We start from the raw sequence: 15327 nt of genomic DNA, 5'->3' as shown, positions 1-15327 counted from the left end.
TCTCAGCACATTATGCGGCCTGCTCAGACGAGCGCCTCCAGATCCGCGATCACGGCCCGCTCGTCGAGCGTGCGCAGCTCACGGTCCCGCATCAGCACCCGCCCGTCCACGACGGTGTCGCGGACATCCGCCGAGTGCGCCGCGTACGCCAGCGTCGACCAGGGGTCGTGCAGCGGCCGCAGATGCGGGGCGTTCAGGTCCAGGACGATCAGATCGGCCCGCTTGCCCCTCTCCAGCGACCCCAGGTGCTCCGCGAGGCCCAGCGCCCGGGCGCCCTCGATCGTCGCCATGCGTACGGCCCGCTCGGCACCGACCGCCGTCGGGTCACCGTCCGCCTTGTGCACCAGCGCCGCCTGCCGTACGGCCCCCAGCACGTCCAGCGAGTTGGAGCTGACGGCCCCGTCCGTGCCGAGCCCGACGGTGACCCCGGCGCTCAGCAGCCGGGGCACCGGCGCGATCCCGCAGCCCAGCTTCAGGTTCGAGACCGGACAGTGGGCGACCGCGGTGCCGGTGCGGGCCAGCGCCGCGATCTCCGGGCCGGTGAGGTCGACGGCGTGCGCGAGCAGCAGGTCGGGGCCGAGGACACCGAGCGAGTCCAGCAGCTCGACCGGCCGCTTGCCGTACCGCACCTCGACGGTGGCGACCTCGGTGGCGTTCTCCGCCGCGTGGATGTGCAGCAGCGCCCCGAACTCCCAGGCCAGGGCGGCGATCTCGGTCAGCTGGTCCGGGGAGAGCGTGTAGGCGGAGTGTGCGAAGACGACGGGCCGGCGGCCGGGCCGTGCCGCACCGCGCGCCTCCAGGTCCCGCCGGGCCCACCCGAGCCGCTCCTCGTACGGGCGGCCGTCGGGCGGCTCCGGCACGTCCATGAAGGTGGGCCCCGAGTGCAGCCGCCAGCCTGCCTCCCGGGCCGCCCGCTCGGCCGCCTCGTGGAACCAGTACATGTCGAGCGCCGAGGTCACCCCCGCCCGCACGCTCTCGGCGATCGCCAGTCGCACGGCCGCCGCCACGTTCTTCGGCGCGAGCAGCTCGGCCTCCGCGGGCAGCACCCGCTCCAGGAACCCCTGGAGGGTCACGTCGTCGGCGCGGCCGCGCAACAGGGTCATCGCCAGGTGGGTGTGCGTGTTCACAAGGCCCGGCAGGACGAGACAGTCACTCGCGTCGATGGACTCGTCGGCTGTGAACCGGGTACACAGCTCTTCCGCCTGACCGACGGCCACTATCTCGCCCTCGTGCACGGCGACGGCACCACTGTGCACCACGGTTCCCGCCTCGTCGACCGTCAGGACGGCACCGCCGTGCACCAACAGGTCGATGTTCACAGCGTGTTCCCCTCCGCGAGCAGTCGCAGCGCCTCCAGCGAGACCACCGCGCCCCGTTCGACACCGGCCGCGACGACCTCGCGGTGCGGGTCGTACACGCTGGTGCCCTCGTCGTCGACCAGCTCGTCCGCGTTCGCCCCGTCGACCACGAGCACACCGCCCGCGACGAGCCCCCGCAGCGAGGCGGTGACCAGCAGCGCGGACAGCTCCATCTCGATCGCCGCGAGCCCGGCACCGTCGTAGGAGAAGAGCGGGAGGAGCCCGGGCTGGAACGCGGCCCGGGTCCAGACGATGCCGCGGTGGTGCGGGGCTCCCGTCTCACGGGCCGCGCGCTGGAGCGCGAGGACCGCCTCGGGGGAGGAGACCGCCGGGTACTCGGGCGGCAGCAGCTGCTGGGTCACCCCGTCGTCCCGTACGGCCGCCTCCGCGATGACGAGGTCGCCGTCGCCGATGCCGGGCTTCATCGCGCCCGCCGTACCGAACCGCAGGATCGTGCGGACCCCCGCGTCCGCCAGCTCCTGGAACAGCAGGATCGCACCGGGACCGCCCACACCGTGCGAGGCGACGACGACCGGCACGCCCTTCCAACTCCCGCTGAAGACCCGGTACTCGCGGTGGTACGACACCTCCTCGGCACCGTCGAGCAGGGCGGCGACCGCGGCCGCGCGGGCCGGGTCGCCGACGACGACGGCGTGCTCCGGAAGGCCGGTGCGCGGTATGCGGGTGACGGGAAGGAGGTCTGGCTGATCCTGGCTCATGAGGCGGCTCCGGACGGAGAAGGGGTACGGCGACGGCGACGGGCCGTCGTGAGGAAGAGGGCGCCCAGCGTGACGACGTAGGGCGCGGCGTCGGTCGCCTGCTGGGGCAGACCGAGGCCCTGGAGACGGAAGCCGGCCGCTTCGGCGAGACCGAAGAGCAGCGCGGCGAGCAGCACACCGACGGGGGCCGCGCGGCCGAGCATGACCGCGACGACGGCGATCCAGCCGCGGCCCGCGGTCATGTTCTCGGTGAACAAGGTGACGTTGCCGAGGGCGAGTTGGGCCCCGGCGAGCCCGCACAGGACTCCGGAGAGCAGCACGGCCGCGTACTTGTACCTCGCCGGGCTCACGCCCAGTGTCGCCGCCGCGTCCGGGGCCTCGCCGACCCCGCGCAGCCTGAGCCCCCACACGTGCCGCGAGAGCAGCACCGCGGCCACGGCGACCGCCGCCCACGACAGATAGGTGAGCGGCGTGAAGCCACCGACCAACGGCAGCCCGGCCAGTGACGGATCGTCAAAAGTGCCCTGCACACCGAAGACCGTACGCAGGAGGAAGCCGGTCAGGCCGACGGCCAGGAGATTCATGGCCACGCCCAGCACCACCGCGTCCCCGCGCAGGGTGACCGCGCCGACCGCCAGGATCAGCGAGTATGCGGCGGCCGCGAGGGCCGCGGCCGGCACGCCGAGCCAGGCGCTGCCGGTGAACCAGCTGGTGGCGACCGACGTGAAACAGCCCATCAGCATCATGCCTTCGAGGCCGATGTTGAACACGCCAGCCCGTTCGCAGACCGCGCCGCCGAGCGCGGCCAGCAGGATCGGGGTGAGGGCGCGCAGCGCCGACATCAGCAGATCCGAGTCGAAGAACATCACACCGCCTCCTTGCTGCGGTTGAACCACCGTCCGGGGAACCGCAGTCGGGCCGCGAGGAACACGATCACGATGGCCTGGAGCACCTGGGTCAGCTCGCGCGGCACCTCGGTCGTCCGCTCCATCGCGAGCCCGCCGACCTGGAGGACGGCGAAGAAGAACGACGAGACCACCGTGCCGATCGGGGCGGCCGTCGCGAGCAGCGCGGCCGTGAGTCCCGTCCAGGTGTAGCCGGGTGCGGTGAGCGAGCCGTCGACGAAGCGGTACGGGAAGCTCAACACCCCGATCGCGCCCACGAGTCCGGCGAGCGCGCCCGATATCGACATCAACCTCAGTGTCAGACCCCGTCGTTCGACCCCGGCGTACGCGGAGAAGCGGGAGTTGAGGCCGGTCATGCGGATCTCGTACCCGAAGGCGGTCCGTCGGTCCGTGAACCAGTAGGCCGCCGCGGCGAGGACGACGAGCAGCAGCCCGACCGTCACCGTCGAGTCGCCGAACGCGGGCAGCGCCACCCCGTCGGGCAGGGCCCGGGTCTGCGGGAGGCTGGAGCCGGGCTCCTTGAGCGGATAGCGCGCCAGGTAGGAGGCGAGCGAGACCGCCGGATAGCTCAGCAGCAGGCTGCTGACCAGGAGCGGGACGCCGAGCCGGTTCTCGCACAGGGCGGCCAGGGCGGCGTACGCGGCGCCCGCCGCCATGCCGGCGAGCAGGGCGAGCACGACGGTCAGGGGCGCCGGCAGCGGCGAGTACAGGCCGGTGACGGCCGCGGTGATCCCGCCCAGCACCATCTGCCCGTCGCCGCCCAGGTTGATCAATCCGGCCCGCAGCGGGATCGCCAGCGCGAGCGCCATGCCGAGCACACTGGTGCCGGTGGAGAGCGTGGAGCCGATGCCGTCGGCGCCCAACGAGCCGGTCAGGACCGCCTCGTACGCCGTGACCGGGTCCGCGCCGGTGCCGACGAGGAAGAGCGCGCCGATGAGGACGCCCGCGAGCACGGAGAAGGTGACGGGGGAGCGCAGGGCTCCCCGGGTTCGTCGCAGGAAAGGATTCATGTCAGTCGGCGGCTTCCCTTTGCTCGCTCATGCCGCCCGCCATCGCGAGCCCCAACGTCCGTTCGTCCGCATCGGACTTGTCGTACGACGCCGTGATCCGGCCCTCGTACATCACCAGGACCCGGTCCGCGAGCCCCCGGATCTCGCTGAGTTCGGCCGAGACGAGAAGGACCGCGTGACCGGCGTCGCGGTAGGCGATCAGCTGGTCGTGGATGTTCTGGATCGCGCCGATGTCGACCCCGCGCGTGGGCTGCTCGACCAGCAACAGCGGCGCGTCATGGGCGAGTTCGCGGCCGATCAGCAGCTTCTGGAGGTTGCCGCCGGACAGCGCGGAGGCCGGTACGTCGGGCGTGGAGGCCTTGATGCCGAAGCGTTCGATCAGCCGCCGCGCGTGCGCCCGGACGGACGCCGGAGGCAGCAGCCCGCGGTGCGACAGGGACGTGCGGTGGTGTCCCATCGCGAGGTTGTCGGCGACGGACGCGGCAGGGGCCGTACCGACCGCGTGCCGGTCCTCGGGGACGTACGCCAGGCCCTTGAGACGGCGTTCGGTGGCCGAGGCGTGGGTGATGTCGTCGCCCTTGAGCGTCACCCGGCCGGCCGTGACCGGACGCAGCCCGGCCAGGGCCTCGACCAACTCGCCCTGTCCGTTGCCGGCGACGCCCGCGATGCCGACGATCTCGCCCGCGCGGACGGTGAGTTCGGCCCCGTGGACCCCGGGAGTCGCGAGCCCGGCCACGTCCAGCACCACGTCACCCGCGGTGCCCGGCGCGTGGATGCGGTCCAGCTCCACCGCGCGGCCCGTCATCGCGGCCGCGATCTCGTCGGCGGACGTCCGAGCGGTGACCAGCCGGGCCACCACCCGCCCGTCCCGCAGCACGGTCACGCGGTCGCTGCCCTCCAGCACCTCGCGCAGCTTGTGCGTGACGAGGATCACCGTACGGCCCTGTGCGGCAAGCGACTTGAGCACGGCGAAGAGGCCGTCGGCCTCGGCGGGCGTGAGCACCGCGGTCGGCTCGTCGAGGATCAGGGTGCGGGCGCCGCGGTGCAGCAGCTTGAGGATCTCCACCCGCTGGCGCAGCCCGACGGGCAGGTCGCCCACCCGCGCGTCCGGATCGACGGCCAGACCGTGCTCCTCGGCCAGCTCACGCACCCGGCGGCGGGCCGCGGCCCGGTCCACCAGGCCGAAGCGGCGCGGCTCGGCGGCGTAGACGACGTTCTCGGCGACCGTCAGCGAGTCGAACAGCTTGAAGCTCTGGTGGACCATGCCGAGCCCGGCGGCCATCGCGTCGGACGGGCTGCCGAAGGTGACGTCCCGCCCCTCGATACGGATCGTCCCGGAATCCGGGACCTCCATGCCGTACAGGACCGACATGAGCGTGGACTTGCCCGCGCCGTTCTCACCCATCAGGGCGTGGATCTCGCCGCGGCGGACGGTCAGGTCGACGGAGTCGTTGGCGAGCGTGCCGGGGAACCGCTTGGTGATGCCCCGGAGCTCGACGGCGACGTCCCGCGACTCGGCGGGTTCAGCTCGCGGCGGGGTCATCGACCGTCAGCTTCCCGGCGACGATCTGGTCGCGCAGGTCCTTCACCTTGGCGAGGACGTCCTTGTGGTCGGCGATCACGCACTTCGAGGAGTCGACGCCCGCCTCCAGACCCGTGAGGCTGATACCGCCCTCCTTCAGGCCGTACGACACCGTCGTGCCCGCCTTCCCGGCCAGGACCGACTCGATGCCCTTCTCGACGGCGATGTCCGTGCGCTTGATCACGTTGTCGACGACCGTGCCGGGCGCCGAGGGGCACTGGTTGACGTCGACGCCGTACGCGAACGCGCCCTTGGCCTTCGCGGCCTCGAAGACGCCGTAGTTGCCGGCCGCGGCCGCCGCCATGATCTGGTCGTAGCCCTGCGAGAGCAGGGTGTTCGCCTGCTCCTTGGCGCGGGCCGAGTCGTCGAAGGGGGACTGGCCGCCGACGAAGCGGGTGCCCGTGGCGGTCTTCGGCGCCACCATCTTGGCGCCGGCCGCGAACGGGTCGCTGTAGCGGCGGAACTGGGGCGTGTCGAGGACGTCGACCGCGCCGACCTTGCCCGACTTGCTGAGCAGACCCGCCTCCGCGCCCGCGAGGTAGACGCCCTCGTGCTCGCGGAAGACCGCGCAACTGACGTTCTTGAACGCCTTGTTCGTGCAAGCGTCGATGATCAGGAACTGCTGCTTCGGGTTCTTCTGCGCCTGCTGCGCCACGAGGTCGGCGAACTCGAAGCCGACCAGCACGATGACGTCCGGCTTCGCGTCCACGGCGGCCTGCACGTTCTGCTGCTGGGAGGCGGTGTCCGTGGACTCGTAGACCTTCTGCGTGCCGTCGTGCTGCTTCGCCGCGGCCTTGACGCCGGTCACGGCGAGCTTCAGGAACTCGTTCTGCCCCACCGCGTCCGGCGTGACCAGGGTGAACGACGTGCCGCTGCCGCCGCTCGCGGCATCGGAGGCGTCGTCCTTGGCGGCGGCGTTGCAGGCCGTGGCGGCGGTGACCAGGAGCGCGGTGGCGGCGGCGACCTGCAGGGTACGGCGGTTTCTGCGGAACATCGGGACCTTCCGGGGTACGGCGAGGACCACGCTCGGCGGTGAGCGGGTGAGGGTGAGAAGCGCGACGGGCGTGGGGAAGGCTCAGCGTCGACAGCAGTCGCCGGCACACCGGCCGAAGTCGAGGAAACGGCGCTTGGTCAGCAGCACTGGCTTCCTCCTTCGTCTCGGTCTGCGGACTGGGTGCTGGACTTTAACACCCGTTTCCAGACACCTGCTCGACTGTCTCGAACTATGGTTCGCCCAGGTCATGTACGGTGGCGAGAGCCACCGGAACATCAGGAGTGTCCCGAAATGCCCCAGGAATTGCGCGCCGTCGAATGGACCGGATCCAGCCTCGCGCTCATCGACCAGACACTGCTGCCGCACCGCACCGAGACGGTGGATGTCCACGATGTGGACACCCTGGTCGACGCGATCCAGCGTCTCGTGGTGCGGGGCGCGCCCGCCATCGGCGCGGCGGGGGGTTACGGCGTCGCTCTCGCGCTGCTGGAGGGGGAGCGGGAGGGCTGGTCGGAGTCCGAGGTGCGCGCGGCCGTCGCCCGCGTCCGCGAGGCCCGGCCCACCGCCGTCAATCTCATGGTGTGCGTGGACCGGGTCATGACCCGCTTCGAGGAGGGGCTCGACGCGGTGCTGGAGGAGGCCGCCGCCGTGCAGCGGGAGGACGTCGCCGCGAACCGCGCGATGGGCGCGTTCGGCGCCGACTGGCTGCTCGAACGGGTCGGCGGGGACCGGCCGTTGCGGATCCTCACGCACTGCAACACGGGTGCGCTCGCCACGGCGGGCTGGGGTACGGCCCTCGGTGTCGTCCGCGAACTCCACGCGCGCGGCCGCCTGGAGGTCGTCTACGCCGACGAGACGCGCCCCCTGCTCCAGGGATCCCGGCTCACCGCCTGGGAGTTGGTCCAGGAGGGCATCCCGCACTGGGTCCAGGCCGACGGGGCCGCCGCGGGCACGATCCTGCGCGGCGAGGTCGACGCGGCGATCGTCGGGGCGGACCGCATCGCGGCGAACGGCGACACGGCGAACAAGGTGGGCACGGTGGGCGTGGCCCTCGCCTGCGCCGACGCGGGCATCCCCTTCCTGGTGGCGGCACCGACGACCACGGTGGACCTGTCCACCGCGACCGGCGACGACATCCACATCGAACTCCGAGGGGAGTCGGAGGTGTTGGAGTGGGCCGGCGTCCGGACGGCTCCCGCCGAGTCCCGCGGCCACAACCCGGCGTTCGACGTGACCCCCGGGCGGCTCGTGACGGGCCTGGTGACCGAGCGCGGTGTGCTGGAGGTCTCGGCCGGTGAACTCCCGGGCGACCGGCTGAAGTAGCCGGTCGATACGAAAGAAGAGGGGGTCCCCCAACCCGGGGACCCCCTTTCGCTGTCTCAGCGGCCGGTGAGCTCCAACTCCAGCAGCCACTCCACCACTTCGGTGTGATGCCGGGCCTGGCGCGGATCGGCGCCCCACACGTACAGCCCGTGCCCGGCCACGACCACCGCCGGCATCCGCGGGTTCCGCGCCTCCTCCAGGCGGTCCCCGAGCACCTTCATGTCCTGGCTGTTGGCGATGACCGGCAGGGTCACCTCGACGTCGTGCGCGGGCCGGCCGACCCCCTTGAGCATCTCCAGGTCGCTGAAGACGATCCCGCCGGGCTCCCGCCTGCCCATGGCCACCGAGGCCACGGTGTGCACATGGACCACGGCACCGGCCCCGGTGAGCGCGGCCACACGCGCGTGCAGCTCGGCCTCGGCGGACGGCTTCCCACCCTGTACGGCAGCCCCCTGCCCGTCCACCAACACCACGTCCGCGGGCGTCAGTTCACCCTTGTCGTGGCCGCTGGCGGTGACGGCGAGCCGCAGCGGATCCCGGGAGAGCACCACGGACAGGTTGCCGGAGGTCCCCCGCATCCAGCCGAAGGAGGCGAACCGGGCGGACTCGGCGGCGAGGACCGCCCCCGCCTCTTCCAGGTCGAGGGCGCTGATGTCGGCGGTCACGTGGTGCTCCTAGAAACGGTGATCTCGTCGAACGTCCCCACCGCGGTGTGGTCGCCGACGCCTTGCTCGAAATACGGCTCCCCGGGCCGCTGTACCCCGACGGCGTGCCAGCCCGCCGCGCGGGCCGCGTCCAGTTCGCCGGGCCGGTCGGAGAGGAACAGCAGACGGTCCCCGGCCAGACCGGTCGCCCGCGCGATCCGGTGGTACGACTCCGGGTCCTGCTTGGGTCCGGCGCTCTCGGTGTCGTAGAGCCCCGAGAGAAGTGAAGTGAGGTCGCCCTCGGGGCTGTTGCTGAACCACGCCCGCTGCGCAGCCACGGACCCCGAGGAGTAGACGTACAGCCGTACGCCCGAGGCGTGCCAGGCGCGCAACTCCGGTACGACGTCGTCGTAGAAGTGCGAGACGAGGTCGCCCCGGGCGAAGCCCTCGGACCAGATGAGGCCCTGGAGCGTCTTCAGCGGGGTCGCCTTGCGGTCCTCGTCGAGCCAGGAGTTGAGCGCCTTCTCGACCCGTGCGGCGTCGGCGTCCGGTTCGCCGATCTCCTCGCGCACCCGGGCCACCGCCCGCGCCACCTCCGGGTCCCCGGACCGCTCGGCGAGCAGCGCGGCGAACCGTGCGCGCGAGTACGGGTACAGCACGTCGACGACGAAGCCCGTGGCGCTCGTGGTGCCCTCGATGTCGAGCACCACGGCGTCCACGTCGTAGTGCAGGCTCACGCGTGGTGTCCGGCGGCGATGGTGTCGTAGTCCGGGAAGCGGGAGGCGATCGTGGAACCGGTGAAGTTGCCGATCCAGCCGTCCTCCTCGTGGAAGAAACGGATGGCGGTGAAGGACGGGTTCGTACCCATGTCGAACCAGTGGGTGGTGCCGCGCGGCACGCCCAGCAGGTCGCCCTTCTCGCAGAGGACCGCGTGCACCTCGCCGTTCACGTGCAGGTAGAAGATGCCGGAGCCCGAGACGAAGAAGCGCACCTCGTCATCGTCGTCGTGGGTGTGCTCCTGGAGGAACTTCTCCCGGGCCGCCTTGGCCTTCGCCGGGAACTCCGGGTCGTCGCTGGGGTGCAGACCGAGGACGTCGACCGTGGTGAAGCCCTCCTCGGCGTTCAGCTTGTCGATCTCGGGGCCGTACGCGGCGAACACGGTCTCGCTGTCGGCGTCGAACGGGACGTCCTCGCGGACCGGCCACTGCTCGTAGCGCACGCCCAGCGGCTTCAGCGCCTCGGCGATCTCGGCGGGGTCCGAGGTGCGGCGGACCAGGGTCTCGGGGCCGGACTCGGACCAGGTGGTCAGCAGCGTCATGAGAACAACTCCAGGAGTCTGGAAGGAACGTCCGGATACCGAGACAAGCACCGGACGGGCGGGGGAGGAAGAGGGACGGCGACGGGCGGACGGCGGCGCTCGGTCAGCCGCGACACAGCGCGCGGCAACAGCGGCGCATGCGGGGCATGTGCGTCGCTTTCGCGCCAGCTGTCGTCATCGGGGCCTCACTGTGCCGGGTCGGGTGCCGGTCTTGTGATGGTAACCGGCGTCGTGACCTGCACCGGGTGTGACGTAGTCGTTGTCTCACCTGCTGAGAAAGCGGTTCCAAAACATTTGACGCATGGCTGAAATCGTTCTCATGATCTGCATATGAAGACGCTGCTGCTCGTGCGGCGGCTGTACGTGGACTTGCTCCGGTCGACCACAGCCAGCTGTCGCTGACCCCTCCCGGAGCCCCCTCGCGCCCCGATCCGGGCGCGCCCTGCCCGCCGCAGACGCGTCGGCGCATGCCCATGTCCCCGCTCCGGGCCACGCACTGACCTCCTTCATCCCCTCCGCACCACCCCGCCCCTGGAGCCCTTCATGTCCCGCACCCGTCTTCCCCTCGCCGCGCTGTCCCTCGCGTCCGTGTCCGCCCTCGTGCTCTCCGGCTGCTCGCAGTCCACGGACGCGTCGAAGAACACCGGCGACACCGCCGCCTCCGCCTCGGCGGCCACCGGCAAGAAGCCCGCCCCCTTCAACGCGGGCGCGGTCAAGGTGGCCCTGGTCCGGCAGAGCGGCGCCGGCGACTACTTCGAGCAGTGGGGCAACGGCGCCAAGGCCCAGGCCAAGGCCCTCGGCATCGACCTGACGGTGTACGACGCCCAGGCCGACAACGCCAAGCAGGCCACCGACCTGTCCTCGGCGATCAACTCCGGCGCCAAGGCGATCATCATCGACCACGGCTTCCCGGCGACCATCCAGCCCGAGATCGACAAGGCCGTGAAGAAGGGCATCAAGGTCGTCGTCTACGACGTCGAGACCCCCACCAAGGGCGTGGTCAGCACCGAGCAGGACGACGCCAGCATGGCCCAGGCCGTCCTCGACGTGATGTCCAAGGACCTCGGCAAGAACGCCAAGGTCGGCTACGTCAACGTGGCCGGTTACGCGGCCCTCGACAAGCGCAACACCGTCTGGGCGAAGGAACTCGCCGCGCAGGGCTGGAAGCAGCAGTTCAAGGTCGGCAAGGTCACCGACTCCACGGCCACCGACAACGTTCCCCTGGTCTCCGCCGCGCTCACCCAGCACTCCGACGTGACCGGGATCTTCGCCCCCTACGACGAGCTCGCCAAGGGCACCGTCCTCGCCGTCCAGAACAAGAAGCTCCAGGACAAGGTGAAGGTGTTCGGCGCGGACGTCTCCAACGCCGACATCCAGCAGATGACCGCCGCCGGCAGCCCGTGGGTCGCCACGGCCGGTACCGACCCCTCCGCGGTCGGCGCCGCCGTCGTCCGTACGACCGCCCTGGAACTCGCCGGTCAACTGAACAAGTCCTCCGTGGAGTTCCCGGCCGTCGCCATCACCCAGGACTTCCTGCGCGAGAAGAAGATCGAGAACATGGACCAGCTGCGGGCGGCCCTTCCCGCGCTGAACCTGTCCCAGGTCTCGACCGCGGACTGGATCTCGAATGTCGCCCACTGAGGCCCCCGGGGGCGTCCCCGCGGTCGCCCTCACCGACGTCAGCATGGCGTTCGGCGGCAAGACCGTGCTCGCCTCCGTCTCCCTCGACATCGCCCCGGGCAGCGTGGTCGCGCTGCTCGGCGCGAACGGGGCCGGCAAGTCCACGCTGATCAAGATCCTGTCGGGCGTGCACACCGGTCACGGGGGCCAGGTGCGGGTCGCCGGTGAGCCCGCCGCACTCCAGTCCCCGCTCGCCGCCCGGCAGTTGGGCATCCAGACCGTGCACCAGCGCATCGGCGAGGGCATCGTGCCGGGGCTCTCGGTCGCGGAGAACCTGGTCTTCGAGGAGCTCGCGCAGGCACGCGGCAACCCGTTCCTCAACGGGCGCCGACTGCTGGCCCGCGCCCGCGAGATCCAGGCGGGCCTCGAACTCGGCTGGAGCGACTCGGTGTTGCGCCGCGATGTGAGCGAACTCGGCATCTCCGACCGCCAGTTGCTGATCCTCGCCCGCGCCCTGGCTACCCGCCCCCGGCTGCTGATCCTCGACGAACCGACCTCGGCCCTGTCCGCCGCCGAGGCCGAACGCCTCTTCGCGCTCGTCGAGAGGATGCGTGACGACGGCATCGCGGTCCTCTACGTCTCCCACCGCCTCGGCGAGATCGACGCCCTCGCCGACCGGCTGGTCGTCCTGCGGGACGGCCGTCTCACCGAGGACCAGGCCAAGCCCTTCGACTGGGACGCGGCCCTGCGCGCGATGCTCGCCCAGGCCCAGGAGGCGACCACGGCCCGGCCCGTTCGAGAGGGTGCCGAAGGCGACATCGTGCTCTCGCTGCGTGGCGTACGGCTCTTCGAGGGCCGCGCCCCTCTCGACCTCGACCTGCGCGCCGGCGAAGTCACCGGTGTCGTGGGCCTGTTGGGTGCCGGCAAGACCGAGCTGGCCCGCGGCCTGTTCGGCGCCGAGCCCTTCACCACCGGGTCCGCCGCACTGGACGGTGAGCCGTACGCGCCGAAGCGGCCCTCGGACGCGATCCGGGCCGGCATCCACCTGGTCCCCGAGGACCGGCACGCCGACGCCCTGGTCCCGGGCTGGTCCCTGGCCCAGAACATCTCGCTGCCGTTCCTCAAGTCGCTCTCGAAAGCCGGACTGGTGCAGCGCGCCAAGGAGGACACCCTCGGCCGCGACACCATCGAGGCCCTCGGTGTCGTCGCCCGTGACGAGCACAGCACCGTGGAGGAACTGTCCGGGGGCAACCAGCAGAAGGTCGTCGTCGGCCGCTGGCTCGCCGAGACACCCCGTGTCCTCATCCTGGACGAGCCGTTCCGAGGCGTGGACATCGGCGCCCGTCGGGACATCGGCCGCCGCGCCAGGACCCTCGCCGCCCAGGGCGCCGCCGTGCTCGTCCTGTCCGCCGACGTCGACGAGGTCCTGGAGGTCGCCGACCGGGTCGTCGTGCTCGCGGCCGGTGAGATCCACCTCGACGCGTACGGCGAGGACGCGGAACGCGACCGCGTCATCCAGACCATCTCGGCGTCCGTGTGACCCCGGCCCCCTGAGGAACTACGCCATGACCACCACCCAGAGCACGGAAGTCCCCACGAAGGCGGCGCTCCCGCCCGCCACCAGCACCGCCGTCCGTGTCCAGAACGCCGTCATCAAGTACGGCTTCATCTTCGTCACGGTCGCGCTGTTCCTGTACTTCGCGCTGAGCGAGGGCTCCTTCCGCGAGTCGGCGACCCTCCTCGACACCCTCCGCTATGTCTCCGTCGCCGCGATCCTCGGCCTCGGCGTCACCCTCACCATGGCCGTCGGCGGAATGGACATGTCCGTCGGCGCCGTCGCGGGGCTCGGCGTCTCGGTCGCCGCCCAGACGATGGTCGTCCAGAACCAGGTCGGCACGGTCGCCATCGTCGCCGTCCTCGCGGCCGGTGCCCTCGCGGGCCTGCTCAACGCCCTGCTGATCGTCGTACTGAAGATCCCCGACATGCTCGCCACCCTCGGCACCATGTTCGTCATCCAGGGCGGCAAGCTCATCCTGGTCGACGGCCAGTCGATCACCCCGGGCATGACCCTGGACGACGGCACCACGGCCCCCGGCAGGTTCACCGCCGGGTTCCTGCGCATCGACCGCGGCACCGTCCTCGGCATCCCCGTCTCGGTCCTCGTCTTCGGCGGCCTGACCCTCGCCGCCTGGGTCTTCCTCGCCCGCACCCGCTGGGGCCGGGTGCTCTACGCGATCGGCGCGAACCCCGAGGCCTCCCGGCTGGCCGGCATCCGCGTCGGCGCGTACCGGGCTCTCGCCTACGTCCTCTCCGGCGTCCTCGCCTCGATCGGCGGGCTGATCCTGGCGTCCCGCATCGGCCAGGGCGATGTCTCCGCCGGCACCTCGCAGCTCCTGGAGGCGGTGGCCGTGGCGCTGGTCGGCACGTCCGTCCTCGGCCGGGGCCGCCCCAACGTCTGGGGCACGGCCCTCGGCGCGGTGCTCATCGGGATCATCACGACCGGCCTGACCATCAAGGGACTGCCCTACTACACCCAGGACGTCGTCGAGGGCGCGGTCCTCATCCTCGCCCTGGTCTTCAGCTTCACGTTGTCCAAGCGCCGTACCGCATAGGGGAGTTCGAATGGGTTACCGCATCCTGGAGACCGAGGACATCCCGGCGTACCTGCGTGAGCGCGGGCACTGGGAGGACCTGGGCGACATCGCCGTACGGGAGGTCTCCGACGGCAACATGAACCGGGTCTTCCTCGCGTCCTCGGCGGACGGCGGCCGCAGTCTCGCCGTGAAGCAGGCCCTGCCCTGGGTGCGGGTGGCCGGACCGTCCTGGCCGATGAACCCGGACCGGGCCGACGCCGAGGCCCGCGCCTACGAGCAGATCGCGAAGGTCGCGCCCGACAAGATCCCGGCGATCCACGGCTACGACCCCGAGAACTACGCCCTCGTGATGGAGGACATGTCGGACCTGGAGGTCCTGCGCACCCTCCTCAACGAGGGAGCGTCGTACGGCCCCCACACCTCGGCCCGGGTCGGTGAGCTGGTGGCCCAACTCTCCTTCGCGACCAGCGACTTCGGCATGCCGTCAGCGGAACGCAAGGCACTGGTCGCGGCCTCGGTCAGCCCGGAGCTGTGCAAGATCACCGAGGACGTGGTCCTCTCCGAGCCGTACATCGAGCACGAGCACAACCACTGGCACGAGGGCGTGGACGACCTCGCGGCGGCCTTCCGCGCGGACGCGGTGCTCCGCACGGAGGTCGCCGACCTCAGGCACCTGTTCATGACCGGCGCCCAGGCCCTCCTCCACGGCGACCTGCACACCGGCAGCATCATGGTCGGCGCCCGTGAAGGCGCCCCCGTGGTCCGGGTGTTCGACCCCGAGTTCTCCTTCGTCGGGCCCATCGGCTTCGACCTCGGCCTCTACTGGGCCAACGCCCTGGTCTCGGAGGAACGGGCCCGCGCGCTCGGCACATTGAGCGACCACGCCGACCAACTCCGCCTGTCCTGGGAGGCGTTCGAGACGGAGTTCCGCCGTCTGTGGCCGACCCGCGTCGACACCTTCTTCGACGACGCCTACCTGGACCGCTTCCTGGGACGCGTCTGGACCGACTCCCTGGGCTACGCGGGCACCGAAATCATCCGCCGCATCATCGGCTTCGCCCACCTGACCGACCTGACAACCCTCCCGGACCCGGTCCCGGCGTCCCGCCGTGCACTGCTCCTTGGACGCGAACTCATCGTGCGGCGCGGAGAGTTGCCGGGACCGGACGCCGTGCGTGACGTCGTGAGCTCGGCTCTGTGAACGGGGTTTCCCGCTGACCGCTCCGCGGGGGTCTGGCGCAACGCGGGTCCGTGCGGGGC

The 15327-nt window shown here is 71.4% G+C and carries 14 protein-coding genes; 5 read left to right on the top strand and 9 right to left on the bottom strand.

The window, feature by feature from the left end:
- Window positions 1-23 precede the first annotated feature (23 nt).
- From AC2XR2_RS08580 to AC2XR2_RS08555, 6 genes are read right to left on the bottom strand one after another with little or no spacing between them, the layout of a single operon-like run.
- Window positions 24-1319: an amidohydrolase gene (locus AC2XR2_RS08580; RefSeq protein ID WP_491514704.1), complete on the bottom strand. Its 1296-nt coding sequence runs from the start codon at window positions 1317-1319 to the stop codon at window positions 24-26.
- On the bottom strand, window positions 1316-2077 hold the full coding sequence (locus AC2XR2_RS08575) for a nucleoside phosphorylase (RefSeq protein WP_491514703.1): 762 nt from the start codon (window positions 2075-2077) through the stop codon (window positions 1316-1318). The genes AC2XR2_RS08580 and AC2XR2_RS08575 overlap by 4 nt, the downstream gene beginning before the upstream one ends.
- The gene (locus AC2XR2_RS08570; RefSeq protein ID WP_381306065.1) at window positions 2074-2943 is read right to left on the bottom strand and encodes an ABC transporter permease; all 870 of its coding nucleotides are present in this window, start codon (window positions 2941-2943) and stop codon (window positions 2074-2076) included. Before AC2XR2_RS08570 ends, AC2XR2_RS08575 begins: the two co-directional genes overlap by 4 nt.
- Entirely contained in the window at window positions 2943-3992 is a 1050-nt protein-coding gene (locus tag AC2XR2_RS08565; RefSeq protein ID WP_381306062.1) for an ABC transporter permease, read from the bottom strand. Before AC2XR2_RS08565 ends, AC2XR2_RS08570 begins: the two co-directional genes overlap by 1 nt.
- Window position 3993: 1 nt before the next feature.
- Window positions 3994-5535 carry an ABC transporter ATP-binding protein gene (locus AC2XR2_RS08560; RefSeq protein ID WP_491514702.1) on the bottom strand — a complete coding sequence of 514 codons (1542 nt, stop codon included), beginning with the start codon at window positions 5533-5535 and terminating at the stop codon, window positions 3994-3996.
- Complete coding sequence (locus tag AC2XR2_RS08555) at window positions 5516-6568, bottom strand: BMP family ABC transporter substrate-binding protein (RefSeq protein WP_491514701.1); 1053 nt, start codon at window positions 6566-6568, stop codon at window positions 5516-5518. Before AC2XR2_RS08555 ends, AC2XR2_RS08560 begins: the two co-directional genes overlap by 20 nt.
- Window positions 6569-6859: 291 nt before the next feature.
- On the opposite strand from AC2XR2_RS08555, the gene mtnA reads away from it, so the two are divergent.
- Window positions 6860-7891, top strand: a complete 1032-nt coding sequence (mtnA, locus tag AC2XR2_RS08550) for an S-methyl-5-thioribose-1-phosphate isomerase (RefSeq protein ID WP_491514700.1) — start codon at window positions 6860-6862, stop codon at window positions 7889-7891.
- Window positions 7892-7947: 56 nt separating this feature from the next.
- Here the strand turns inward: mtnA and mtnB are convergent, their stop codons facing one another.
- Genes mtnB through AC2XR2_RS08535 form a run of 3 tightly spaced genes read right to left on the bottom strand, consistent with a single transcriptional unit; the run spans window position 7948 to window position 9853 of the window.
- Window positions 7948-8556 (bottom strand): methylthioribulose 1-phosphate dehydratase, encoded by a 609-nt coding sequence (gene mtnB / locus AC2XR2_RS08545; RefSeq protein WP_381306051.1) that lies wholly within the window; start codon window positions 8554-8556, stop codon window positions 7948-7950.
- Window positions 8553-9272 (bottom strand): acireductone synthase, encoded by a 720-nt coding sequence (mtnC, locus tag AC2XR2_RS08540; protein ID WP_491514699.1) that lies wholly within the window; start codon window positions 9270-9272, stop codon window positions 8553-8555. The genes mtnB and mtnC overlap by 4 nt, the downstream gene beginning before the upstream one ends.
- Window positions 9269-9853 carry a 1,2-dihydroxy-3-keto-5-methylthiopentene dioxygenase gene (locus tag AC2XR2_RS08535; protein ID WP_491514698.1) on the bottom strand — a complete coding sequence of 195 codons (585 nt, stop codon included), beginning with the start codon at window positions 9851-9853 and terminating at the stop codon, window positions 9269-9271. The genes mtnC and AC2XR2_RS08535 overlap by 4 nt, the downstream gene beginning before the upstream one ends.
- A gap of 543 nt (window positions 9854-10396) precedes the next feature.
- On the opposite strand from AC2XR2_RS08535, the gene AC2XR2_RS08530 reads away from it, so the two are divergent.
- From AC2XR2_RS08530 to mtnK, 4 genes are read left to right on the top strand one after another with little or no spacing between them, the layout of a single operon-like run.
- On the top strand, window positions 10397-11494 hold the full coding sequence (locus tag AC2XR2_RS08530; protein WP_491514697.1) for a substrate-binding domain-containing protein: 1098 nt from the start codon (window positions 10397-10399) through the stop codon (window positions 11492-11494).
- Entirely contained in the window at window positions 11481-13013 is a 1533-nt protein-coding gene (locus tag AC2XR2_RS08525) for a sugar ABC transporter ATP-binding protein (RefSeq protein WP_491514696.1), read from the top strand. The genes AC2XR2_RS08530 and AC2XR2_RS08525 overlap by 14 nt, the downstream gene beginning before the upstream one ends.
- A gap of 25 nt (window positions 13014-13038) precedes the next feature.
- Complete coding sequence (locus tag AC2XR2_RS08520) at window positions 13039-14085, top strand: ABC transporter permease (RefSeq protein WP_491514695.1); 1047 nt, start codon at window positions 13039-13041, stop codon at window positions 14083-14085.
- Window positions 14086-14095: 10 nt separating this feature from the next.
- Window positions 14096-15268: an S-methyl-5-thioribose kinase gene (mtnK, locus tag AC2XR2_RS08515; protein WP_491514694.1), complete on the top strand. Its 1173-nt coding sequence runs from the start codon at window positions 14096-14098 to the stop codon at window positions 15266-15268.
- Window positions 15269-15327: the final 59 nt, after the last annotated feature.

Source organism: Streptomyces sp. LS-MS-L19, from assembly GCF_058382285.1.
This window is presented reverse-complemented; position numbering and strand designations above follow the sequence as displayed.